18 protein-coding genes are annotated in these 21,618 nt (G+C 70.8%); 7 read left to right on the forward strand and 11 right to left on the reverse strand.

Features of this window, described 5'->3' with window-relative positions; genetic code table 11:
* Positions 1–150: 150 nt before the first annotated feature.
* The 4 genes from ACWDX6_RS18575 to ACWDX6_RS18590 are packed head-to-tail and all read right to left on the reverse strand — an operon-like array spanning position 151 to position 3,942.
* Complete coding sequence (locus ACWDX6_RS18575) at positions 151–777, reverse strand: DUF2567 domain-containing protein (RefSeq protein WP_451485975.1); 627 nt, start codon at positions 775–777, stop codon at positions 151–153.
* 34 nt (positions 778–811) lie between these two features.
* The gene (locus tag ACWDX6_RS18580; RefSeq protein ID WP_451485976.1) at positions 812–1,642 is read right to left on the reverse strand and encodes an ABC transporter permease; all 831 of its coding nucleotides are present in this window, start codon (positions 1,640–1,642) and stop codon (positions 812–814) included.
* 31 nt (positions 1,643–1,673) lie between these two features.
* Positions 1,674–2,645: an ABC transporter ATP-binding protein gene (locus tag ACWDX6_RS18585; RefSeq protein WP_451486054.1), complete on the reverse strand. Its 972-nt coding sequence runs from the start codon at positions 2,643–2,645 to the stop codon at positions 1,674–1,676.
* Positions 2,646–2,682: 37 nt separating this feature from the next.
* Positions 2,683–3,942, reverse strand: coding sequence for an NYN domain-containing protein (locus ACWDX6_RS18590; RefSeq protein ID WP_451485977.1), 1,260 nt, complete (start codon positions 3,940–3,942; stop codon positions 2,683–2,685).
* A gap of 236 nt (positions 3,943–4,178) precedes the next feature.
* Here ACWDX6_RS18590 and ACWDX6_RS18595 point away from each other — a divergent pair, with 236 nt between their 5' ends.
* Positions 4,179–4,349, forward strand: coding sequence for a hypothetical protein (locus tag ACWDX6_RS18595; RefSeq protein WP_403289334.1), 171 nt, complete (start codon positions 4,179–4,181; stop codon positions 4,347–4,349).
* A 103-nt stretch (positions 4,350–4,452) separates the two neighbouring features.
* On the opposite strand, the gene dnaE is transcribed toward ACWDX6_RS18595, so the two are convergent.
* Positions 4,453–7,992, reverse strand: a complete 3,540-nt coding sequence (gene dnaE / locus ACWDX6_RS18600; RefSeq protein ID WP_451485978.1) for a DNA polymerase III subunit alpha — start codon at positions 7,990–7,992, stop codon at positions 4,453–4,455.
* 223 nt (positions 7,993–8,215) lie between these two features.
* Here dnaE and ACWDX6_RS18605 point away from each other — a divergent pair, with 223 nt between their 5' ends.
* The 5 genes from ACWDX6_RS18605 (at position 8,216) to ACWDX6_RS18625 (ending at position 14,237) form a co-directional block, all read left to right on the forward strand.
* A complete protein-coding gene (locus tag ACWDX6_RS18605; RefSeq protein WP_451485979.1) occupies positions 8,216–9,541 on the forward strand; it encodes a DUF2252 domain-containing protein in 1,326 nt (441 codons plus the stop codon).
* Positions 9,542–9,602: 61 nt separating this feature from the next.
* Positions 9,603–10,289, forward strand: a complete 687-nt coding sequence (locus ACWDX6_RS18610; protein WP_451485980.1) for a hypothetical protein — start codon at positions 9,603–9,605, stop codon at positions 10,287–10,289.
* A 49-nt stretch (positions 10,290–10,338) separates the two neighbouring features.
* Positions 10,339–11,154 carry a DsbA family protein gene (locus ACWDX6_RS18615; RefSeq protein WP_451485981.1) on the forward strand — a complete coding sequence of 272 codons (816 nt, stop codon included), beginning with the start codon at positions 10,339–10,341 and terminating at the stop codon, positions 11,152–11,154.
* A 141-nt stretch (positions 11,155–11,295) separates the two neighbouring features.
* Complete coding sequence (locus tag ACWDX6_RS18620; RefSeq protein ID WP_451485982.1) at positions 11,296–12,945, forward strand: alkaline phosphatase D family protein; 1,650 nt, start codon at positions 11,296–11,298, stop codon at positions 12,943–12,945.
* 326 nt (positions 12,946–13,271) lie between these two features.
* Complete coding sequence (locus ACWDX6_RS18625; protein WP_451485983.1) at positions 13,272–14,237, forward strand: zinc metalloprotease; 966 nt, start codon at positions 13,272–13,274, stop codon at positions 14,235–14,237.
* A gap of 124 nt (positions 14,238–14,361) precedes the next feature.
* Here ACWDX6_RS18625 and ACWDX6_RS18630 read toward each other — a convergent pair whose 3' ends face one another.
* Positions 14,362–14,949, reverse strand: coding sequence for a dienelactone hydrolase family protein (locus tag ACWDX6_RS18630; protein WP_451485984.1), 588 nt, complete (start codon positions 14,947–14,949; stop codon positions 14,362–14,364).
* A gap of 58 nt (positions 14,950–15,007) precedes the next feature.
* Here ACWDX6_RS18630 and ACWDX6_RS18635 point away from each other — a divergent pair, with 58 nt between their 5' ends.
* The gene (locus ACWDX6_RS18635) at positions 15,008–16,150 is read left to right on the forward strand and encodes a mechanosensitive ion channel family protein (RefSeq protein ID WP_451486055.1); all 1,143 of its coding nucleotides are present in this window, start codon (positions 15,008–15,010) and stop codon (positions 16,148–16,150) included.
* Positions 16,151–16,201: 51 nt separating this feature from the next.
* Here ACWDX6_RS18635 and ACWDX6_RS18640 read toward each other — a convergent pair whose 3' ends face one another.
* From ACWDX6_RS18640 to ACWDX6_RS18660, 5 genes are all read right to left on the reverse strand, one after another.
* Positions 16,202–17,788, reverse strand: a complete 1,587-nt coding sequence (locus ACWDX6_RS18640) for a Na+/H+ antiporter (RefSeq protein ID WP_451485985.1) — start codon at positions 17,786–17,788, stop codon at positions 16,202–16,204.
* Between the two features lie 137 nt (positions 17,789–17,925).
* Positions 17,926–18,393: a GNAT family N-acetyltransferase gene (locus tag ACWDX6_RS18645; RefSeq protein WP_451485986.1), complete on the reverse strand. Its 468-nt coding sequence runs from the start codon at positions 18,391–18,393 to the stop codon at positions 17,926–17,928.
* Entirely contained in the window at positions 18,390–19,331 is a 942-nt protein-coding gene (locus ACWDX6_RS18650; RefSeq protein WP_451485987.1) for an RluA family pseudouridine synthase, read from the reverse strand. The genes ACWDX6_RS18645 and ACWDX6_RS18650 overlap by 4 nt, the downstream gene beginning before the upstream one ends.
* A 41-nt stretch (positions 19,332–19,372) precedes the next feature.
* Positions 19,373–19,939: a signal peptidase II gene (gene lspA / locus ACWDX6_RS18655; protein ID WP_451485988.1), complete on the reverse strand. Its 567-nt coding sequence runs from the start codon at positions 19,937–19,939 to the stop codon at positions 19,373–19,375.
* A 61-nt stretch (positions 19,940–20,000) separates the two neighbouring features.
* Positions 20,001–21,200 (reverse strand): TraR/DksA family transcriptional regulator, encoded by a 1,200-nt coding sequence (locus ACWDX6_RS18660; protein WP_451485989.1) that lies wholly within the window; start codon positions 21,198–21,200, stop codon positions 20,001–20,003.
* Positions 21,201–21,618: the final 418 nt, after the last annotated feature.

The raw sequence follows: 21,618 nt of genomic DNA on the forward strand, positions 1-21,618 counted from the left end.
ATCGCAAGGCGGAGGAGGGAGCCAACGCGGAGCGTTGGCGACCGACGACAACGCGGCGAGGCGCGGTGCCAGGGCACGCGAGCCCGGCATGATCCAAACGAAAGACCCTAGGGTCTTCTCCTTCGGCTCAGGCCGGGCTGGGGAAAGCCCTCAGAGCTGATCCGGCGGGGTCGGGGGCCATTCCGGTTCCGGGTCCCTGGGGCCGAACACCGCCGTCACGCCCAGGTGGACGATCATCGCCGCCAGGGGCCACGCCAGGATCGCCCCCTGCCACATCTCCAGCTTCAGCGGCGCGTCGAACACCACGTTCGGACCGACCGCCTTCGCATGGCCCACCACATCGTGCGTCGGCCCCAGATACGTCCCCACGCCCCACGCGAGCAGCGATCCCAGCACGCCCCCCGCCGCCAGCCCGAGGACGAGACCGACCCCGCCGTGCCGGTGGAACAGGAAGACGACCAGCGCCGCGACCGCCCCGAACCCCAGCGCCAGCAGCACGAACGTGCCGTCCGCGCCGATCGCCGCCTCACCCTCGCTGTGCCGCAGGAACACCGCCTTGCCGTCCGAGATCAGCGGCACCCTCGGCGCCAGCCACAGCCAGAGCAGCCCCAGCGCCGTCCCGGCCACCGTCGAGACGGCGGTCACCACGGCGGCCTGCCGCAGCTCCGTCGCCGTGCTCGGCACGCCGTCCTCCTCGGACAGCGGAGGGTACGGCGAGGGCCACGCATGGGCGTCGTGCGGCTGCGGCTGGTGAGGCGGTGTCAGAGGTGCGGTCACACCGCCATCGTGCCAGGTCCCCCCGCGCGCCGCCTCAGCGGACCGCCGCCCGCCGGTACGCCCACGTGGCCACCGCCAGCGACACCACACCGACCGCCCCGCACACCGCGAGGTCGAGACCGACCGCCGCCCAGTCCGGCCGCGGATCGAACGTCCGGGCCAGCGCCTCCACCCCGTACGTCGACGGCAGCAGGTCCCGTGCCCAGCCGATCGGCGCCGGCAGCCGGTCCGCCGGCAGGACGCCGAGCAGCAGCGCCGCCGACATGCCCAGCTGACCGAGGAGCGTGGCGAGTTCCTGACGCGGCGCGAGGAGCCCGAGCGCCGCTCCGAGCCCCGCGAGCGCCGCCCCGGCCAGCGGCACGACGGCGGCGAGGATCCACAGGTGAGCGAGCGGAAGCCCGAAGAGCACGGACCCGATGACGGCGGTCACCGCCGTACCGGGCACGGTGAAGGAGGCGTACGCGCCGGCCGCGCCCAGGACCACGGCCGCGGGCGGCACCGGCAGCGTCGCGTAGTGGTCGAGTCCGCCGCCGGCCCGCAGGTGCCCGAAGTACTGGGCGAGCAGATTGAGCGCGACGAAGGCGACGACGAGGACGGACGAACCGGCGACCACGGCGCGCGCCTCCGCCCCGCCGTCGACGACACCCCGCATCAGCACCATGATCCCGACGGACTGGAACGTCGCCACGAAGAGCAGCGGGATACGCGAGACCCGGGCGCGCGAGAGCTGCGCGCGGTACACGGCGGCGAGGGCGGGCAGCAGCCTGGCCCGCGGCGCGAGGGGCGCGGCGTCCTCCCTGTCGCCGTCAGGGGCCTGGGCGACCGGCGCACCGGCCGACAGGACCTCGGCGGGCACGATGCTCACTGCGTACTGCTCCCGTCACTCGGGCGATGTGTCACGCCTTCACCAGTCCCTCGGTCTCGCCGCCCAGCGCCAGGTACACGTCCTCCAGGCTCGGCGTCGCCAGTGTGAAGTCGTCCAGGGCCGCGAACGCGGCGCCTCCGGTGACGGCGGCGACCGCCGCCCGGGCCTCGTCGGGGGCGAGCCGGAGGGTCCAGCGCCGGCCGGACTCCTGCGCGGAGGTCCGCAGCGCGGCGACCTCGGGGATGTCGAGGGGGGCGCGGTCGCGCCAGACGAGGTCGACCCGGACCTCGCCCGCGACGCGTTCCTTGAGCCCGCCGGGGGTGTCGCAGGCGATGACCCGGCCGCGTTCGAGGACGGCCACCCGGTCCAGTACGGTCTCGGCCTCGATCACGTTGTGGGTGACGAGCAGCACGGTCGTGCCGTGTTCGGCGCGCCGCCGGTCGACGGCGGCCCAGACGGCCCGCCGGGCGATCGGGTCCATGCCGGTGGTGGGTTCGTCGAGGACGAGGACCGGGCGCTGCCCGATCAGGGCGGCCGCGACGCAGGCGAGCCGCCGCTGGCCGCCGGAGAGCTTCTTCAGGGGGCGCCCGGCGAGCTCGGTCAGGCCCAGCTCCTCCAGGACGGCGTCGCGCGCGGCACGCGCGTCCCGGGCGGTCAGACCGCGCAGCCGTCCGGTGGTCTCGGCGGCGAGCGCGACCGTCAGCTCGTCGAGCGCGGTGGACTCCTGGCCGAGGTAGGCGAGCAGCCGCGCGGCGCGCTCAGGGTGGCGTACGAGGTCGTGGCCGAGCATCTCGACGGTGCCGGAGTCGGGGCGCATGAGGCCGGTCAGCTGGCGGACGAGGGTGGACTTGCCGGCGCCGTTGGGGCCGAGCAGGCCGAAGATCTCGCCGCCGCGGACGTCCAGGCTGATGCCGTCGGTGGCTCGCACCTCGGGCGTCGCGGGCGCCCCTCGCCTGCCGCGCGCGGCGGGGTACGTCTTGACCAGATCCCGCACCACGCACACCGTACTCACGAGGGATGAGCCTACGGGGTCGCCGGGCCTACTCCCCCGCGGGGGCGTGTTCCGCGGCGGCCCGGACGTCGATCTCGCGCCAGAACCCGGCCCGGATGGCATACCGGTCGTGCTCGTCGATCTGGTCGTCCTTGTGGGCCAGCAGGCCGAACCGTGCCGCGTACCGGAGGAGTTCGCCGTCGATGCGGTGCGGGATGCGCGGGTACATCGTGGAGAGCCGCTGGACATGACCCTGCTCCGGGAGCCGTTCCATCCAGCGGCGGGCGAACACCTGTCCCACTTCGAAGGGGTCGCCGCCGACGGTGGTGATGTCCTCCTCGCGGTCGGCCCAGCGCTGCTCGGCGCTGGTGAGCTGGGCGAGGGTGGGCAGCGAGGCCGTCTCCGCGGGTTCGCCGAGGGAGCTGCCGGGGCGTTCGATCCAGCCCTTGTCGGAGGACCAGCGCAGGGTCGCGTTGGCCGGCTGGGGGGCGGCCGGCGCGCCGGGGCCGCGCAGTCCGGCGAGGTCCTTGGGGGTGGGGACGCCCTTGCCCGCGCCGGGTGCGGGGACGGCCGGCGCCGATCCGTTCGGGGAGGGCGCGGAGGGGGCGGGGGCCGGGGTTCCGTTCTGTCCGGCGGCCGAGGCGGCGGCCTCGGCGGCCCGTTCGGCGGAGGCGGCGAGCGCCGATTCGGGCAGCGGGGCGGAGAGGATCGCGGCGATCTCGGGGCGCGGGGCGGGCGCGGGCGCGCAGAGGCCGGCGAGGTCCTTGGCGCGGACGGCGCGGGTGATCCAGGCGCGGTCGAGGACCCGGCGCTCGTCGGCCTCGGCGACGAGGTCCTCGGACTGGTTGTAGTCGCCGTCGGCGGCCTGGACGGCCCAGAGGTGGACGGCGACGCCGTGTTCCTTGGCGGACATCAGGCCGGGCAGGAGGTCGCCGTCGCCGGTCACGAGGACGACGTCGGAGCAGGCGCGGTTTCTGGCCAGTTCGGTGAGTTCGGCGTGCATGGCGGCGTCGACGCCCTTCTGCGCCCAGCGGCCGTCGCTGCGGGTCAGGGCGCCCAGCCGGACGGTGACGCGGGGCATCACGCGCAGCCGGCGGTGTTCGGGCTGGGGTACGCGGTCGGGTGCGCCGTCGAACCAGTAGATGCGCAGCAGGGGCTGCTCGGTGTCGGCCTCGGCGCGTTCGCGCAGGCCCTGGATGAGGGCGGCGTGGTCGACGGTGATCCGGGAGCGGGCCGGTTCCCCGGCGAGGAGGCTCGCGGCGGCGCCCAGCAGATAGCCGGCGTCCACGAGAACGACGCAGCGGTCCACGTGTTCCACCCTCTTTCGGGAACCTCGGGATCGGGAGTTGCTTCGGAATCCTTCGAGTCTGCCCGACGGCCGGGAGGTTGACGGCCGGAACTGGATCATCGGCGTGGCGGATGTCACGCCCCGGGCGCGCTTCCGGGCACGCTCACGGTCGGTAATGATCCAAAATGCGGCGGTTCATACCGTATGTGAGTCTGACAGCGGCCCTGGCCCCGAGATCCCCCCGAGGAGGCATCACCATGGCCAAGAACAAGAACCAGAACCGTCCGCAGAAGCAGTCTCCGGCCGAGCGCGGCACCCAGCAGGCGCAGCAGTCGGCGATGGAGTCGCAGACCGAGCAGCGCGCCGCGCAGGTGACTCCGGGCGACATGGCCCGCAAGGGCCGGCAGAAGCGCTTCGGCCACAACTGACCCCACGACCGATCCGCCCGCAGGTATGCGGAAGGGGCGCGCCCGTGACGACGGGCGCGCCCCTTCCGCATACCGTCCGGCCTTTCCGGCCGGGCGGGCGCGGCTATCCGGCCAGGCAGGACGGGCCGAGCAGCACCTTCAGGTCGCCGAAGAGCGCCGGGTCGGGCTGGACGCGGTGCCGGTCGAGCCGGAGCACGGTCGTCTTCCGCGGGCCCTGGAGCTTGATCCGTACCTCGGTGTTGCCCTTGTGGTGCCCGAGGATCTCGCCGAGCCGGCTGATCATCGGCGGGGTGACCTTCACCGTCGGGATGGTGAGCACGACGGGCGCGTTGGTGCCGGAGTTCGACAGGTCGGGGACCATCAGCTCCATCGCGACCAGCCGGGGGACGTCCTCGCGCTTGTCGAGGCGGCCCTTGACGAAGACGACCGTGTCCTCGACGAGCTGGGTGGAGACCAGCTGGTACGTGGCCGGGAAGAACATGCACTCGATGGAGCCGGCCAGGTCCTCCACGGTGGCGATGGCCCAGGCGTTGCCCTGCTTGGTCATCTTGCGCTGGAGGCCGGAGATGATGCCGCCGATGGTGACGACCGCGCCGTCGGCGTGCTCGCCGCCGGTCAGCTGGGAGATCCCGGCGTCCGTCTTGTCGGACAGGACGTGCTCCAGGCCGAAGAGCGGGTGGTCGGAGACGTAGAGGCCGAGCATCTCGCGCTCCTGGGCCAGGAGGTACGACTTCTCCCACTCGACGTCGGAGAACTCGACGTCCAGGCCGAAGCCGGGCTCGTCGCCGGCCTCGTCGCCCATCCCGCCGAAGAGGTCGAACTGGCCCTCGGCCTCCTTGCGCTTGACCGCCACCACGTTGTCGATCATGGGCTCGTGGTGGGCGACCAGGCCCTTGCGGGTGTGGCCCATCTCGTCGAAGGCGCCGGCCTTGATCAGCGATTCGACGGTCCGCTTGTTGCAGACGACCGCCTCGACCTTGTCGAGGAAGTCGGGGAAGGAGCTGTACTTCCCCTTCGCCTTGCGCGTCCTGATGATCGACTCGACGACGTTGGTGCCGACGTTGCGGACGGCGGAGAGGCCGAAGAGGATCACGTCGTCGCCCTGGGCGGCGAAGTTCGACTCCGACTCGTTCACATTGGGCGGCAGCACCTTGATGCCCATGCGGCGGCACTCGTTGAGGTAGACCGCGGACTTGTCCTTGTCGTCCTTGACCGAGGTCAGCAGTCCCGCCATGTACTCGGCGGGGTGGTTGGCCTTGAGGTAGGCGGTCCAGTAGGAGACCAGGCCGTACGCGGCGGAGTGCGCCTTGTTGAAGGCGTAGCCGGCGAAGGGGACCAGCACGTCCCAGAGGGCCTGGATGGCCTCGTCGCTGTAGCCGTTCTTCTTGGCACCGGCCTGGAAGATGGTGAAGTTCTTCGCCAGCTCCTCGGGCTTCTTCTTGCCCATCACGCGGCGGAGGATGTCGGCCTCACCGAGGGAGTACCCGGCGATGATCTGGGCGGCCTTCTGCACCTGCTCCTGGTACACGATCAGGCCGTAGGTGACGCCGAGGACCTCCCGGAGCGGCTCTTCCAGCTCGGGGTGGATCGGGGTGATCTCCTGCTGGCCGTTCTTGCGCAGGGCGTAGTTGGTGTGCGAGTTCATGCCCATCGGGCCCGGCCGGTACAGGGCGGACACGGCGGAGATGTCTTCGAAGTTGTCGGGCTTCATCAGCCGCAGCAGCGACCGCATGGGTCCGCCGTCGAACTGGAAGACGCCGAGCGTGTCACCGCGCTGGAGCAGCTCGAAGGTCTTGGGGTCGTCCAGCGGCAGCGACAGGAGATCGATGTCGATCCCCTTGTTGGACTTCACCATCTTGACGGCGTCGTCCATGATCGTCAGGTTGCGCAGGCCGAGGAAGTCCATCTTCAGCAGGCCGAGCGACTCACAGCTCGGGTAGTCCCACTGCGTGATGGTGACGCCGTCGGTGTGCCGCACCCAGAGCGGCGCGTGGTCGACGATCGGCTCGCTGGACATGATCACGCCGGCGGCGTGCACACCCATCTGCCGGACCAGGCCCTCCACACCCTTCGCGGTGTCGATGACCTTCTTCACGTCCGGCTCGTTCTCGTACATCGCCCGGATCTCGCCCGCCTCGCTGTAGCGGGGGTGGGAGGGGTCGGTGATGCCGTTGAGGTCGATGCCCTTGCCGAGGACGTCGGCGGGCATGGCCTTGGTGAGCCGGTCGCCCATCGCGTACGGGTAGCCGAGGACGCGGGCGGAGTCCTTGATCGCGTTCTTCGCCTTGATCTTGCCGTACGTGCCGATCATGGCGACCTTGTCGGAGCCGTACTTCTCGGTCACGTACCGGATCACCTCGACGCGCCTGCGCTCGTCGAAGTCGATGTCGACATCGGGCATCGAGATGCGCTCGGGGTTGAGGAAGCGCTCGAAGATCAGACCGTGCGGGATCGGGTCGAGGTCGGTGATGCCCAGGGCGTACGCGACGATCGAACCGGCCGCCGAGCCTCGGCCGGGGCCGACGGCGATGCCCTGCTTCTTCGCCCACATGATGAAGTCGGCGACGACGAGGAAGTAGCCGGGGAAGCCCATCGAGATGATGGTGTCCATCTCGTACTCGGCCTGCTTGAGGCGGTCCTCGGGGATGCCGCCGGGGAAGCGGCGGTGCATGCCCCGCATGGTCTCCTCGCGGAACCAGGTGACCTCGGTGTAGCCCTCGGGGATGTCGAACTTCGGCATGAGGTTCTTGGCCTCGAACATGCCGGTGGTGTCGACCTGCTCGGCGACCAGCCGCGTGTTGGCGCAGCCCTCCTGCCAGGCGTCCGAGGAGTCGATGGCGTACATCTCGTCCGTGGACTTGAGGTAGTAGCCGGTGCCGTCGAACTTGAAGCGGTCCGGATCGGAGAGGTTCTTGCCGGTCTGGATGCACAGCAGCGCGTCATGGGCGCCGGCCTCGTGCGCGTACGTGTAGTGCGAGTCGTTGGTGACCAGCGGCGGGATGCCGAGCTTCTTGCCGATCTCCAGGAGACCGTCGCGGACACGGCGCTCGATCTCGATGCCGTGGTCCATCAGCTCCAGGAAGTACCGGTCCTTGCCGAAGATGTCCTGGTACTCGGAGGCGGCCTTCAGGGCCTCGTCGAACTGGCCGAGGCGCAGCCGAGTCTGCAGCTCGCCGGAGGGGCAGCCGGTGGAGGCGATCAGGCCCTCCGACCACTGCGCGATGGTCTCCTTGTCCATGCGCGGCCACTTCTGCAGCCAGCCCTCGGCGTAGGCGTCGGAGGAGAGCCGGAAGAGGTTGTGCAGTCCGGTGGCGTTCGCCGCCCAGATCGTCTTGTGGGTGTAGCCGCCGGAACCGGAGACGTCGTCGCGCTTCTGGTGCGGCTGGCCCCAGAGGACCTTGCGCTTGTTGCGGCGGGACTCGGGGGCGACGTACGCCTCGATGCCGATGATCGGCGTCACCCCGGCCTTCTTCGCGGAGTGGAAGAAGTCGTAGGCCCCGTGGAGGTTGCCGTGGTCCGACATCGCGATGTGGGACATGCCCATCTCGTTGCACGCGTCGAACATGTCCTTGAGCCGCGCGGCACCGTCCAGCAGGGAGTACTGGGTGTGGACGTGAAGGTGCGTGAAGGGCGGCTTGGTCACGGCGGAAGGCCTCCAAAACAGTCTGGGGGGACAGCGTGGAAGTCTACGACTCTCCACTGACAACCGAGGGCGAACACCGCGGGGCGAGACCCCTCGACGAGGGGTGGGGGCCGGGCGGCCGGTGGGCACTCGGCGGTACCGTCGCGCGTTGAGAGACGCGGAACACGCGTCCGTCTTGTCATGCACCATTTTGCGCCAGAGCCCGTACCAGGAGGCACCCTCGATGTCGGTCCCCCAGCCCACCGCCGTGGAGCGCGGTGAGCAGATCCTCGCCGTCTTCGACACCGCCTTCGGTGATCTCCTCGCCGCCGACCCGGCGGCCTTCCGGGTCAAGTTCCGGAAGATGGCCGGCTCCGCCTTCGCCTTCTACCGGGGCACGGCGTGCCTGTTCTACGCCGACCTGGAGCGGGAGCGCCGCGGCGGTCCGTATCTGGACGAGCGGACCGGCCGGGTCTGGATCCACGGCGATCTGCACGCGGAGAACTTCGGCACGTACATGGACGCCAACGGCCGGCTGGTGTTCAACGTCAACGACTTCGACGAGGCGTACGTCGGCCCCTTCACCTGGGACCTGAAGCGGCTCTCGGCCTCCCTGGCGCTGATCGGCTACGCCAAGGCGCTCAGTGACCTGCAGATCACCGAGCTGGTACGGATCTACGCCGCCGCCTACCGGGAGCGGGTCCACGCCCTGGCGACGGGCGTGAAGAACGACGATCTCCCGCCCTTCACGCTGGACACGGCCGACGGCGCGCTCCTGGCCGCCCTGCGCGACGCCCGGGCCAAGACCCGGTTCGGGCTGCTGGCCTCGATGACGGAGATCCGGGACTTCGAGCGCCGCTTCACCTCGGGCGCCGGCTCCGTCGAGCTGGACGCGGCCACCCGCTACAAGGTGCTGGCCGCCTTCGACGGCTATCTGGAGACGCTTCCGGAGTCCAGCCTGGCCCGGCCCGACTCGTACCGGGTCAAGGACGTCGTCGGCCGGCGCGGGATCGGTATCGGCTCGGCAGGCCTGCCGTCGTACAACATCCTGCTGGAGGGCAACAGCGACGCCCTGGAGAACGACGTCGTGATCTATATGAAGCAGGCGCAGACGCCGGCGGTCTCGCGCCATGTGACGGACGCCGCCGTACGGCAGTACTTCCAGCACGAGGGGCACCGCACGGTCATCTCCCAGCGGGCGCTCCAGGCGCACGCGGACCCCTGGCTGGGCTGGACGGAGCTGGACGGCTCCGGGCAGCTCGTCGCGGAGATCTCGCCGTACGCGGTGGACCTGGACTGGTCGGACATCGACGACCTGGAGGAGATCGCGGCGACCGTCGCCGACCTGGGCCGGGCGACGGCGACGATGCACGCGGCGGCGGACGACTCCAGCGGCCACTCGCTGGTGCCGTTCTCGACCGAGCGCGCCATCGACGCGGCGATCGCCGCCGACGAGGACGGTTTCGCGGACCTCCTGGTGGACTTCGCCCACAGCTACGGCGCACGCGCGCGTGCCGACCACCAGATCTTCGTGGACCTGTTCCGCAACGGCCGGATCCCGGGCCTCTGATCCCGTCACAGGGAGCCCTTAAGAGGGTCTTACAGGAAGGCATGGCACACTCTCCAGCGCTATGGACATATCAGGGACGCGGCTCAGGGGGCTGCGGGCGGCGCTCTTCACGGCACTGGTCGTGACGCTGTCCGCCGGCTCGCACGTGCTGCTGTCCCGGGTCCCGCTGCCACTGCCGACCGTCGGCGTGCTCGCGGCCGCCGTCTTCGCCCTGGCCTACGCGCTGGCCGGCCGCGAGCGCGGCTTCGGGCCGATCGCCGGGCTGCTGATACCGCTGGAGCTGGCGGCCGACACGGTCTTCACCACCGGGCAGACGGTCTGTTACGGCCCCGCGGGCGGCCCGGTCGCGGGTTCCCTGCGCGCGGTCGGCGTGGACCTGCTGTGCGGCGGCGCCGTGGGCGTCCCGCTGCCGGGCGTGGCCGCGCCCGAGAGCGGGAGTCTGGCCGCCGTGCTGCACACGCCGAACCCGGCTCTGCCGTGGCTGCTGCTCGCCGCCCATGTGTCGGTGGGGCTGTTCGCCGCCGCCTGGCTGAGCCACGGGGAGCGGGCGCTGGCCCGGCTGGCCGACGCGGTGGCGGCCTGCGCGTTCCGGCCGCTGCTGCTGGTGACGGCGCTGCGCGGAGTGACGCGCCCGGTTCCGGTGCGCCGCGGGCGCCCGTCGGACCGGCCGCGCCGGTCGGGCACCCGGCTCCTCGTGCACTCCGTCGGACGGCGGGGACCTCCGTGCTCGGGCCTCGCCCTCGCCTGAGCACCGCAGTCCCTGACTTCTTCCTTTTCACTCCACGGAGATCACGATCATGAGTGCACGCAACAGCCAGGCCAACAAGGCGGCCGCCCGCGAGCGGCTGCGCATCGAGCGCGAACGCCAGGCGAAGAAGGACAAGATGCGCCGTCAGGTGATCGTCGGCGTCTCGGCGGTCGCCACGCTGGCCGTCGCGGGCGGTATCGGCTACATCGTCGTCCAGGCCAACAAGCCCTCCCAGTGGGAAGCGGCGGCGAAGGCGACGAGCATCACGGCGCCCAAGAACACCGAGGGCAAGAACGGCACGACCGTCGTCATCGGCAAGCCGGAGGCCAAGAAGACGCTGGAGCTCTACGAGGACTCGCGCTGCCCGGTCTGCGCCACGTTCGAGCAGCAGGTCGGCCCGACGGTCGACAAGGACGTCGCGGACGGCAAGTACAAGATCAAGTACATCGGTGCCACCTTCATCGACAACGCCGCCCGGGGCGAGGGCTCCAAGAACGCCCTGTCGGCCCTCGGCGCGGCGCTCGACGTGAGCCCGGAGGCGTTCCTGAAGTTCAAGGCGGCTCTCTACTCCACCCGGTTCCACCCGGAGGAGACGCAGGACAAGTTCGCCAAGGACTCGTACATCCTGGAGATCGCCGACTCGGTCCCCCTCCTGAAGGGCAACGAGCAGTTCAAGAAGAACGTGGAGAACGGCACCTTCGACGCCTGGGCGATGAAGATGTCCGCCGCGTTCGACGCGAGCGGCGTGACGGGCACCCCGACGCTGAAGATGGACGGCAAGACGCTGACCGCCGAGGGCAGCAAGAACCCCCCGCTGACGGTGGACGAGTTCAACGCGGCGCTGACCCCGGCGCTGAAGGGCTGAGGGTCCTGAAGGGCTGAGGGCGCCGGCGGGCCGATCACGGTGCGGGGCTGACCCCCGATCAGCGACAACCGGCCGACAGGCAGGCGAACTTTCCGGATTTCGCCTGCCTGTTCGTCGTACCGGTCAGTAATCTGACTGCCCGTGACCAGTCGTTTCATATCCTCAGCACCCACCCGCCGTACGGTCGTGAAAGCCGCCGCCGTCACGGCCGTCGCCACCCCGGCCCTGGTGGGCGCCGCCTCCCCCGCCACCGCGGACTCCGAGGCACCCCTCTTCCTCCACGGCGTCGCCTCCGGCGACCCGCTTCCCGACGGCGTCCTGCTCTGGACGCGCGTCACCCCCACCCGCGACGCCGTGCCCGGCTCCCTCGAAGGACCCGACGTCACGGTCGGGTGGGAGGTCGCCGAGGACCGCGCCTTCGGCACGATCGCGGCCCGTGGCACCACCACCGCCACGGCCCTCTCCGACCACACCGTGAAGGCGGACGTCCGGGGCCTGCGCCCGGCGACCACCTACTGGTTCCGCTTCACCGCCGGCGGGACCGTCTCCCCGGTCGGCCGTACGCGCACCACTCCGGCCCACGACGCCACCGCCGCCGGTGTGCGCTTCGGGGTGGTCTCCTGCGCCAACTGGGAGGCCGGCTACTTCTCCGCGTACCGCCATCTCGCCGCCCGCGCGGACCTGGACGCGGTCCTCCACCTCGGGGACTACCTCTACGAGTACGCCAGCGGCGGCTACCCGGCGGAGGGGGCCACGGTCCGGCCGCACGAGCCGAAGCACGAGATCGTCTCACTGGCCGACTACCGCGTCCGGCACGCGACGTACAAGACCGACCCCGATCTCCAGGCGCTGCACGCGGCCCACCCCGTGATCGCGATCTGGGACGACCACGAGTTCGCCAACGACGCCTGGTCGGACGGGGCGGAGAACCACACGGAGGGCGCCGAGGGCGCCTGGGCGGCCCGGGTGGCCGTCGCCAAGCAGGCGTACTTCGAGTGGATGCCGGTCCGCGCCTCCACGGAGGGCACGGTCTACCGGCGGCTGCGCTTCGGCCGGCTGGCCGATCTGCACCTGCTCGACCTGCGCTCCTTCCGCTCCCGGCAGTCGAGTGTGGGGAACGGGGCGGTGGACGACCCGGAGCGCACGCTCACCGGGCGCGCCCAGCTGGACTGGCTGAAGTCGGGCCTCGCCGGCTCGGACGCCACCTGGAAGCTGGTCGGCACGTCGGTGATGATCTCGCCGGTCGCCTTCGGCTCGCTGCCGGCCCATCTGCTCGGGCCACTCGCGGAGTTGCTCGGGCTGCCGAAGGAGGGCCTGGCGGTCAACGTCGACCAGTGGGACGGCTACACCGACGACCGCAAGGAGCTGCTCGCGCATCTGACCCAGCGGTCCATCCGGAACACCGTCTTCCTGACCGGTGACATCCATATGGCCTGGGCCAACGACGTACCGGTGAAGGCGGCGACGTATCCGCTGTCGCGGTCGGCGGCGACCGAGTTCGTGGTCACCTCGGTGACCTCGGACAACCTCGACGACATCCTCCGGGTGGCGCCCGGCACGGTCTCGGTGGTCGCGGCGGGGGCGGTCAAGGCCGCCAACCGCCATGTGAAGTGGGTGGACATGGACCACCACGGCTACGGCGTGCTCGACGTGACGCCCGAGCGCTCGCAGATGGACTACTACACGGTCTCCGACAAGGCGAGGGCGGACGCGACGACCGCCTGGGCGCGTTCCTATCGGACGCTCAGCGGAACCCAGCGTGTCGAGCGGGTGTACCAGCCGGTGCTCTGAGATGACAGCATGGTCGATTTTCGGCCATGATCCCGTCTGTTAACGCGAGATCACATCGGTACGGCGGGGGGTGGCGTTCGGGCGATCGAATCCGGACACACCACCCGCGTCCGTACCCTTGTTCGTTACGTCGACATCTCAAACTCCGGAACAGGCGCAAATTTTTCTTTTCGATGACCCGAAATGCCCTAGGAATGATTGGGCTTGATCGGTCCTCATCAGCGTCTGACATGGACCCGTAATCTCCCCGCGGTGGCGAGGAAGTCCCTCTCCACAACCCCCCGCGAGGAGTCACCGTGCGTGCTCTTGCCCGTATATCGCCGCGTATGTCACGTCGTATGCTCGGCACCGCCGTCATGGCCGGAACCCTGGCCCTGGCCCCCCTCTCCGCCCCCTCGGCTGCCCCGGCCGTGAACACCTCCGCCGCCGCCCTCTCCGCCGAGGAGTGCGAGGACGGTACGGACGCCCACTCCAGCGCCCGTAAGTCCCGTGGCGCCGACGCCCACGGCCACGAGCCCAACGAGGTCACCGCCGCCCAGGCCAAGGCCATGGACGCGGACCTGAAGAAGAGACTGGAGTCGTCCCGCGCCGGCGGCATGAACGCCACCGCCGGCGTCGTGAACATCCCGGTCTACTTCCACGTCATCCACAGCGGTACGACGGGCAAGCTCACCGCCACCGACATCAACAACCAGATGGCGGTCCTCAACTCGGCCTTCGGCGGCCAGGGCACCGGCAACGTGAACACCAACTTCCAGTTCACCCTCGCCGCGACCACCTACACGGACAACGCGTCCTGGTACAACCTCTCCTCCGGCTCCACCGCCGAGAAGGAGATGAAGTCGACGCTCCGCCGGGGCGGTGCCGGCGCGCTGAACTTCTACACCGCCAACCTCAGCGGCGGCCTGCTCGGCTGGGCGACCTTCCCGTCCTCGTACAATTCCAACCCGTCCATGGACGGTGTCGTCGTCCTCGACGCCTCGCTGCCGGGCGGTTCGGCGACCAACTACGACGAGGGCGACACCGCCACCCACGAGGTCGGCCACTGGCTGGGGCTGTACCACACGTTCCAGGGCGGCTGCAACGGCAACGGCGACTACGTCAGCGACACCCCGGCCGAGAAGAGCCCCGCGTACGAGTGCCCGGTCGGACGTGACAGCTGCGCGTCCAAGCCCGGTGTGGACCCGATCAAGAACTTCATGGACTACACCTACGACGCGTGCATGACCCAGTTCACCGTGGGCCAGGTCACGCGGATGACCGACGCCTGGACCGCGTACCGCGCCGGCTGAGACCGGATCGCCTGAGGGAGGGCGCGGCGGGAGAGCCCCCGCCGCGCCGTCTCACGCGTTTCTCGGATGATTCTCCTGACGCGTCCTCGGATGTGTTTTTCGGACGCTCTCCCGGATGCGTCCCTCACCCGTCCTCAAGGCTCTCGATGAAGGCGAGGGCGATGGACCAGGTCTCCTCGGCCGCCGCCTCGTCGTAGTCGGGCAGGTCCGGGTCCGTGTACAGGTGCCCGGCGCCGGGGTAGCGGTAGACCTCCACATCGGCCCCCGCCTTCCCCATCCGCAGGTACCAGGACGTCAGCCAGTCGTGCGACTCGAAGGGGTCGGGGTCCGCGATGTGCAGCTGCACGGGAAGGTCGTCGACCGACGCGCTCTCGGCGATGTCCGAGGTGCCGTGGAGCAGCAGCAGCCCCCGCGCCTTCTCGTCCCCCAGGGCCAGGGTCTGCGCGACCGAGGCACCGAACGAGAAACCGGCGTAGAGGAGCCCGCGGTCGGAGTAGGGCGCGGAGGCGAGGACCGCCCGCTTCAGCAGCTCCTCCTTGCCGATCGCCTTCTGGAGCTCCATCCCCTCCTCGACCGTCTCCGCGGTTTGCCCCTCGAAGAGGTCGGGCACGCGAACCTGGTGCCCGGCGGCCCTCAACCGCTCGGCCGCGGCCTCCACGGCGGGACGCGGACCGTAGGTCGAGTGGAAAAGCATGATGTCCATGCGATTCATCCTGCCAGCCGGGTCCCCGCACCCCGATCACGGAGGAGAGGAAGACCTCGTGCGCCTCATGCTGGTCCTCGGAGGATCGGTCCTGCTGACCCTGCTGGCGGGCTGGCTCGCCGACCTGCTGCTGCGCCGAACCGACGCCCGGCACCCCGACACCCCCCTGTGGGGGCTGCTCCGCCGCTGCCGGATACCGCTCCAGGCGGTCCTGCTCACGGCCGTGCTGCGCGGCACCTACCGGGAGACCCGCTGGCCGCTCGTCGAGGAGCACGAGGCCGGTATCGGCCAGAGCCTGTCGCTGGTGCTGATCGGCTCCAGCGCCTGGCTGGTCACCAGGATCGCCGCGGCCGTCGTCGAGTCGTCCTTCGCCCGGTACGCCTCCGTCAGCCGCGACCCGGCCCGCGTCCGGCGCGTACGGACCCAGGTCACGCTGATCATGAGGATCGTGACGGCGGTCGTCGCCGTGGTCGCCGTGGCGGCCATGCTGCTGACGTTCCCGGCCCTGCGCACCATCGGCACCTCGATGCTGGCCTCCGCCGGCATCATCGGCATCGTGGCGGGCATCGCCGCCCAGTCCACCCTCGGCAACCTCTTCGCCGGCTTCCAGATCGCCTTCGGCGACATGGTCCGCATAGGGGACACCGTGGTGGTGGACGGTGAGTGGGGCGTGGTGGAGGAGGTCACGCTGACCTTCCTCGCCGTACGGACCTGGGACGAGCGCCGCATCACGATGCCGGTGTCGTACTTCACCAGCAAGCCGTTCGAGAACTGGTCGCGCGGCGGCGCGCAGATGACCGGCACGGTCTTCTTCCACCTGGACCACTCGGCCCCGGTCGCCGAGATGCGCGACAAGCTCAAGGAGATCCTGGCGGACTGCCCCTCCTGGGACGGCCGCGACTGGAGTCTGGCCGTCACGGACACCACGCCCAGCACGATCCAGGTGCGCGCCGTGGTGACGGCCAAGGACGCGGACGACGTGTGGACCGTGCGGTGCACCGTACGGGAGCAGATGATCGCCTGGCTGGCGGAGGAGTACCCGCACGCCCTGCCGCGGATCGCCGTGTCGGACGCCGTACCGTCGCCGCGGGACGCCGGACGGGGCCCGGACGCACCGCCGCCGCTCCCCTCCGAGATCCACAGCAACAACGCCGACGCGTACCGGAAGGACGTCGCCGGCGACCAACCGCCGCGCACCGGCCGGGGCTAGGGTCTTTCGTTCGGATCATGCCGGGGCCTGATCCGCGGGCCCGGGTGGGGGTCACCGCATGCTGCGTACGTCGAGCTGGCGCAGCACCCGGTCGACCACCTCCGGGTCGGCACCCGGCTCGCTGCGCGCCGCGAGGACCTCGTGCCGGGCGGCCGACATCATCTCCCGCTGGATGCGCTGCACCGCCTTGACCCGGTCCGCCCGCTCGGCGAAGGCCGCCCGCCGTTCCTCGTCCAGGACGTCCGGGCTGATCCGCGCCCCGATGTCGAACGCCCCGCGCAGCAGCCGCTCCTGGACCTCCTCCGGCAGCTCCTCGACGCTCTCGATCTCCTTCAGCCGGCGCTTGGCCGCCTTCGCCGCCCGGAGGGCGAGCTCGCGCTCCAGCGCCCGTTCGGCGTCCGCGTCGGCCCGCACGCCGAGCCGCTTGACCAGCCAGGGCAGGGTGAGGCCCTGGAAGACGAGCGTGGCGATGATCACGCAGAAGGCGATGAAAACGATCTGGTCGCGGCCGGGGAACGGCGCACCGTCCTCCGTACGCAGCGGGATGGCGAGCGCCAGCGCCACCGAGGCCACCCCCCGCATCCCGGACCACCACATGACGACGGTCTCCCGCCAGCTCACCGGAATCTCCTCGTCGTAGTCCCGGCGCGTGTGCAGCCGCTTCGCCAGCCAGGTCGCGGGCAGCAGCCACACCAGCCGTACGCCCACGACGACGCCGACCACGGCGGCGCCCCAGCCGAGCATCTCGCCGACGCGGTCCTCCGCCGTGCCGAAGACGTGGTGGAGTTCGAGGCCGATCAGCCCGAAGGCGATCCCGGTGACGAGGGTGTCGACGATCTGCCAGAACGTCTGCCCGGCGAGCCGGCCCATCACGTCGTCGGCGTCGACGGCGTGTTCGGCGAGGTAGAGGGCGACGACGAGGACGGCCAGGACGCCGGAGCCGTGCAGCTCCTCGGCGAGGACGTAGGCGACGAAGGGGACGAGCAGCGTGAGCCCGGTCTGCAGGGTGGCCTCGCCGAGGATCCCGATGAGCTTGTTGGAGAGCCAGCCGAGCCCGAGGCCGACGGCGACGGCGACGAGGGCGGAGAGCACCAGCTCGCCGCCGGCGCCCGCCCAGGAGAACGTCCCGCCGACGGCCGCCCCGATGGCCACGTGGTAGAGCACGATCGCCGTGACGTCGTTGAAGAGGCCCTCCCCCTCCAGGATCGAGACGAGCCGGCGCGGCAGCCCGAGCGATCCGGCGACGGCGGTCGCGGCGACCGGGTCGGGCGGGGCGACGAGTGCGCCGAGCGCGACGGCGGCCGCGATGGGGAGCCCGGGGACGAGCGCGTTCGCCGTGGCGGCGACGGCGGCGGTGGTGACGAAGACCAGGGCGACGGCGAGCAGGAAGATGGGCCGTCTGTTGGCGGCGAACTGCCGCCAGGAGGTGCGCTGTACGGAGGCGTAGAGGAGGGGCGGCAGGACGAGCGGAAGGATGTACTCGGGCGGGATCTCGACGTTCGGCACGAACGGCAGGAAGGCGAGCACGATCCCGATGAGGGTCATCAGGACCGGGGCCGGCAGCCCGAGCCGGTCACCGAGCGGCACCGTGAGGAGCGCCCCGAGCAACAACAGGAACAGCAGGGCCAGTTGATCCACGGTGTGCCCTCCGCCTTGCGGCGCGTCGACGACGAGGGTCTCCACCCTGCCACGCACCGGTTCGGATCCGGACAAACCGACGTGCGACGCCGCTCACACGGCCCGCCGCGAGCCGACCGGACCCGAATGAAAGACCGTTAGAGCGCTCGGCGCATCGCGCGGTGCGGGATGCCCGCGTCCGGGAACTCCGGTCCGTACGCCTCGTAGCCGAGCCGCTCGTAGAAGCCGAGCGCCTGCGTCTGGGCATGGAGGTCCACGGCCTTCAGACCGCGCTCGCGCGCGGCGTCCTCGATGGCGCGGACCAGCGCCGCGCCGACACCGAGGCCGCGCGCCGCCCGGGAGACGGCGAGCCGGCCCAGGGAGCCCACGGACGCGTCGCCGCCGGTCTTGCCGGCCGCGTCCGCGCCGTACAGGAGCCGGCCCGTGCCCAGCGGCAGCCCGTCCTCGCGGACGGCGAGGACGTGCACCGCCGTCGCGTCGTACACGTCGTACTCGATCTCCTGCGGCACGTTCTGCTCGACGACGAAGACGTCCCTGCGCACGGCGAAACAGGCGTCCCGGTCGTCCTGCCCGAGCGCCTCCCGTACGGAGAAACCGGTGCTCACTCGCTCTCCGCGGCGATCTTGTCGAGGGCGTTCCGCAGGTCCGCCGGGTACGTGCTCTCGAACTCGACCCACTCCCCGTCCGACGGGTGCTCGAAGCCGAGCCGCACCGCGTGCAGCCACTGCCGGGTGAGGCCGAGACGCTTGGCCATGGTGGGGTCGGCGCCGTACGTGACGTCGCCGACGCACGGGTGGCGGTGGGCCGACATGTGCACCCGGATCTGGTGCGTACGGCCGGTCTCCAGCTTGATGTCGAGCAGCGAGGCCGCCCGGAAGGCCTCGATGAGGTCGTAGTGGGTCACCGAGGGCTTGCCCTCGGCGGTCACGGCCCACTTGTAGTCGTGGTTCGGGTGCCGGCCGATCGGCGCGTCGATCGTGCCGCTCATCGGATCCGGGTGCCCCTGCACCAGCGCGTGGTAGCGCTTCTCGACGACGCGCTCCTTGAACTGCGCCTTGAGCAGCGTGTACGCCCGCTCCGACTTGGCGACCACCATCAGCCCGGAGGTGCCGACGTCGAGGCGGTGCACGATCCCCTGGCGCTCGGCGGCGCCGGAGGTGGAGATGCGGTATCCGGCGGCGGCGAGGCCGCCGATGACGGTGGTGCCGGTCCAGCCGGGGCTGGGGTGCGCGGCCACACCGACCGGCTTCATGATCACGACGATGTCGTCGTCGTCGTGGACGATCTCCATGCCCTCGACGGGCTCGGCCACGATCCGCACCGGCGCCGCGGCGCCGGGCATCTCGACCTCGAGCCACGCGCCACCGCTGACCCGCTCGGACTTGCCGACGACGGAGCCGTCGACCTGGACCTTCCCGGAGGCGGCCAGTTCGGCCGCCTTCGTACGGGAAAACCCGAACATACGGGCGATGGCGGCGTCGACGCGCTCGCCCTCCAGGCCGTCGGGAACGGGCAGCGTGCGGATCTCGGGACTTGTACTCACCCGTCGAGTATGCCCTGTGCCGGCACCGCCCTGTCCTGCGGTCAGTCCTTGTGGACGGTCCCGTCCGGGTCCAGCCCGCGGAACGACAGGATCACGATCAGGAAGCCGCCGCACACGATCGCGGAGTCGGCGAGGTTGAAGACGGCGAAGTGCGCGGGCGCGATGAAGTCGACGACCGCGCCCTCGAAGACGCCGGGCGAGCGGAAGATCCGGTCGGTGAGATTGCCGAGCGCACCGCCCAGGAGCAGGCCGAGCGCGATCGCCCAGGGCAGGCTGTAGAGCTTGCGCGCCAGCCGGACGATCACGACGATCACCGCCGCCGCGATACAGGTGAAGATGACCGTGAAGGCCTCACCCATACCGAAGGCGGCACCGGGGTTGCGGATCGCGTGGAACGTCAGCAGGTCCCCGACGACGCGGATCGGCTCGTGGCCCTCCAGCTTGGCGACCACGAGCAGCTTGCTGCCGAGGTCGAGGAGGTACGCGACCAACGCCACGACGAACAGCGCGACGATCCTGCGCCGGCCCTTGGGCCGCTCGCCCGGTGCCTCGGCCTCCTCGGCCCCTGCCGGATCCGGCGTACCGATGATGCGCTCCGCCTCTGCCACGTGAGTCCCTCAACCTAGGTGCCTGACTGCCACGAGGGTACGACACCGGGGTACGGGGACGTCAGCCGCGGCGCTCCTGCTTCTGCTTGTCCTCGACGCACAGCGTGGCCCGTGGGAAGGCCTGCATGCGGGCCTTGCCGATGGGCTTGCCGCAGACCTCGCAGAGGCCGTACGTGCCCGCGTCGAGCCGCTCCAGGGCGTGCTCGGTCTGCTGGAGCATCTCGCGGGCGTTGGCGGCCAGCGCCAGCTCGTGCTCGCGGGTGATGTTCTTCGTGCCGGTGTCGGCCTCGTCGTGCCCGGCGCCGTCCCCGGGGTCCCGCATGAGACCCGTCAGCTCCTGCTCGGAGTGGAGCAGCTCGGTACGGAGCCTGAGCACCTCGCTCTCGAGCCCGGAGCGGGCCTCCTCGACCTCCTCGGGCGTCCAGGGGTCCTCCCCGGGGCGCACGGCGAGGTCACCGGCCCGGGCCTGGGGCACCGCGGCCTCGTCCTCGGCCGTCGTGACGCCACCCGCGGTCTTCTTCGCTGCCACCGTCATGGCTCCTGTCTGCTCCACCTGCGCCGCGGTAGCGGCCTTCTTCGTGCTCCCGGCCTTACCGGCCGGGTTCTTCTCGGCGACCGTCTTCTCGGCCGGGGCTTCCTGGGCGGCGATCTTCTTCGCCGTGACTTTCCGAACTCTCCGGGCGTCCGCCTTCTCGGCCGGCGCCTTCTTGGCGGCGGTCTTCTTCGCCGGGGTCTTCTTGGCGGCGGTTTTTGTGGCGGGGGCCTTCTTGGCGGGGGCCTCCTTGACCGCGGCCTTCTTGGCGGGCACCTCCTTGGCAGCCGCCTTCCTGGCGGCGGTCTTCTCGGCGACCGCCTTCTCGGCCGGGGCCTTCTTGACCGCCGTCTTGCTGACCGCCTTCTTCGTGAGCGCCTCCTTCTTGGCCGGGGCCTCCCTGGCGGCGGTCTTCTTCGCCACCGCCTTCTTCGCCACCGCCTTCTTGGCCACCTCCTTGGGAACCGCCTTCTTCGCCGCCGCCTTCTTCGCCGGGATCGCCTTCTTGGCCACCGCCTTCTTCGCCGGGGTCGCGGCCACCTTCTTCGCGGCCTTGTCCGAGGCGGCGGCCTTGGCCGGGCTCCGGGCCGTGCTCTTGCGTGCCGGGGCCGCCGCGTCCGCCTTCTTCGCGACCGTCGACTTCTTGCCGGTCACGTCCTTGGCCGACCCGCCCGCACCGGTGGGACCGGTGGCCGAGGTCTTCTTCGCGGCGGTCTTCTTCGCCACCATGTCGCGGCCCCTTCACATTTTGTGATCTTGCTCGCGAATCGTGCTGGGACGATAAATCGGCCCAAGGCCCGCGGCAACGGGGCACGCCGCCGTTTTCGGACCCGCCCATGCCCCTGGCACGGCGAGCCTGCATCCGTTGTGCCCAGCTCCCCGCCCGGTAATCACCCTCCGCGCTCCCCCGGATGGCCCCGGCCGAACTCCACGGCACCCCATGTGGCCATTCGGGTCACCGGAAAACCGGTCTGCCGCGCCGTCCCGGGGCCCGTACACTGGGCGCAGCGAAAGGCTTGGATGGGGACGAGTAGCGTCGTACGCAGCCATGAGCGACCCGGGGACGGTGAGAGCCCGGGGGCGAGCCCGATGTGAAGCATCACCCCGGAGCCGCCGGAAGAACGCCGTGGGGCAGCCCTCGGCCAGT

The sequence above is a fragment of the Streptomyces sp. NPDC003027 genome (assembly GCF_053591435.1).

Excerpts from the sequence above, each read along its gene's own strand:
- ACWDX6_RS18595 (WP_403289334.1), top strand. The coding sequence starts at position 4,179 with ATGGCCAAGAACAAGAACCAGAACCGTCCGCAGAAGCAGTCTCCGGCC.
- ACWDX6_RS18605 (WP_451485979.1), top strand. The coding sequence starts at position 8,216 with ATGTCGGTCCCCCAGCCCACCGCCGTGGAGCGCGGTGAGCAGATCCTC.
- ACWDX6_RS18610 (WP_451485980.1), top strand. The coding sequence starts at position 9,603 with ATGGACATATCAGGGACGCGGCTCAGGGGGCTGCGGGCGGCGCTCTTC.
- ACWDX6_RS18615 (WP_451485981.1), top strand. The coding sequence starts at position 10,339 with ATGAGTGCACGCAACAGCCAGGCCAACAAGGCGGCCGCCCGCGAGCGG.
- ACWDX6_RS18625 (WP_451485983.1), top strand. The coding sequence starts at position 13,272 with ATGTCACGTCGTATGCTCGGCACCGCCGTCATGGCCGGAACCCTGGCC.
- ACWDX6_RS18630 (WP_451485984.1), bottom strand. The coding sequence starts at position 14,949 with ATGAATCGCATGGACATCATGCTTTTCCACTCGACCTACGGTCCGCGT.
- ACWDX6_RS18635 (WP_451486055.1), top strand. The coding sequence starts at position 15,008 with ATGCTGGTCCTCGGAGGATCGGTCCTGCTGACCCTGCTGGCGGGCTGG.
- ACWDX6_RS18660 (WP_451485989.1), bottom strand. The coding sequence starts at position 21,200 with ATGGTGGCGAAGAAGACCGCCGCGAAGAAGACCTCGGCCACCGGTCCC.